This is a genomic window from Thermogladius sp. (genome assembly GCF_049970955.1).
Classification (GTDB): Archaea; Thermoproteota; Thermoprotei_A; order Sulfolobales; family Desulfurococcaceae; genus Thermogladius.
Map to the genome: position 1 here is coordinate 1 of NZ_JBMFLY010000121.1, position 1,553 is coordinate 1,553.

Sequence of the window (1,553 nt, forward strand, 5' to 3'; positions counted from 1 at the left end):
AACGCAGTAGAGACCGCTAGGAGAATATTAAGCGACAAGGGCGTACCGCCAGCACAGTGGGGCGTCTACCTGGCGTTCGCCGAGCAGGTGGCGAGCTACCAGTTCAGCCACAGCGGGCTGACACTACAGAAGGTGCTGAGCGGTATCAAGAGCTACTTCGTGACCGCCCACGGCGCCGACCCAACGATCTTGGACAGCATAATCGCCGAGCTCACGGGCGTAACTCCGGCCTACTAGCGACTACCCGCTGGGTATCTCTAACCCAATCCCTTTTTTTCACACCCCTCATCCACGCTTTAAGAAACCCTTTTTACAATACTTTTTTCTCAGTGGTGTGGTTTGAGCCGGCTCGTGATCGTGACGTCCAACCGTAGCGTTTCGCTCAGGAAGGTAGCGGAGGACATCGCCAGCGTGGCCAGGGGGCTGGGCTTCGACGAGGTGGTCACACGGCTATACCCGGCATTCGACTACAATTTCTTCAAGGACACAACGCTCATGATAACTGTGATGACCTTCGACCCGGTCTGGGTGACCCCGTTCGCCGTGTTACACCGCGAGGTCGCTAACATGGGGGTTAAGGCGGTGTTCTACACTACGATCGAGGGGAGGCCCGCCAGGGCGCCGGGAGACCACTGGCTCTACCGCGACCTGGAGTTCGTCGCCAACAGCGAGTACACTGCGAGGAAACTGCGCGAGGCGGGGGCCCGGGTGACCGGCGTCGTCTACCACGGAGTGAACGTGGAGGAGGTCGCGGGCTTCTCGTACATGCGCGACGAGATACGGGAGAAAATAGGCGTGTCGGAGGGCGAGGTGCTCGTCGGCTACCTTGCAGCAGGGTACCTGCGGAAGGGGCACTCCTACTTCGCCCAGGTAATAAAGCACCTGTCCGAGAAGTCGAGCAAGGTCAGGGTCGCCGTCCTCACCGACGAGAAGGGCAAGGCACACTATGCAGAAACCCCGGACGCGATAGTACTCGACTGGTTCGGGAGGCTCAGTAAAGACAAGTTATATGGTTTCTACCACGCGCTGGACGTCTACGCCCACGGGGCGCTGAGCGAGGGATTCGGACTGCCCGTCCTCGAGGCCCTGGCCTCAGGGAGGCCCGTGGTGCACCCGGACTATGATCCATTGAACGAGATAACGACCGAGCAGACGAGCTTCAGGGTGCCCGTGGTCTCGGTGGACTACCAGACGGAGTTCGGCGGGATAGAGTACGAGCTACACTACTACGACCCTAGGGCGTTCGCCGAGCAGGTCCTCAAAGCCGTCAGGGCGGTGAAGGACCGGGGGGAGAAGATAGCGAAGAAGTGTAAGGAGAGGGCCTCGGAGTTCGACGTGCACGCCGTGTACCCAAAGCTACTCACCCTCGGCGACCGGGAGACCAGCCAGGAGACCGGCGGGGACGGGGTGGACGTGACGCCCATCGTCGAGCACATACGCGAGCTGTACGGTAAACCGGCAACGCCGAAACTGCTCCGCTACCCCGGCGGGGACTGGTTTATCCGCAAGGAGCTACTCGAGCACATCGAGCGAGCCCCAGCAAGCACGTTCGT

Annotated in this window: 2 protein-coding genes; both read left to right on the forward strand. The window is 60.7% G+C overall.

All coding sequences use genetic code 11. From position 1 onward, the window contains the following. A partial coding sequence (locus ACP5VX_RS07240) for a hypothetical protein (RefSeq protein WP_428725206.1) occupies positions 1-237 on the forward strand: 237 nt, incomplete at its 5' end. A gap of 102 nt (positions 238-339) precedes the next feature. Then, positions 340-1,553, forward strand: a 1,214-nt coding sequence (locus ACP5VX_RS07245; protein ID WP_428725207.1) for a glycosyltransferase, incomplete at its 3' end; no start/stop codon positions are given.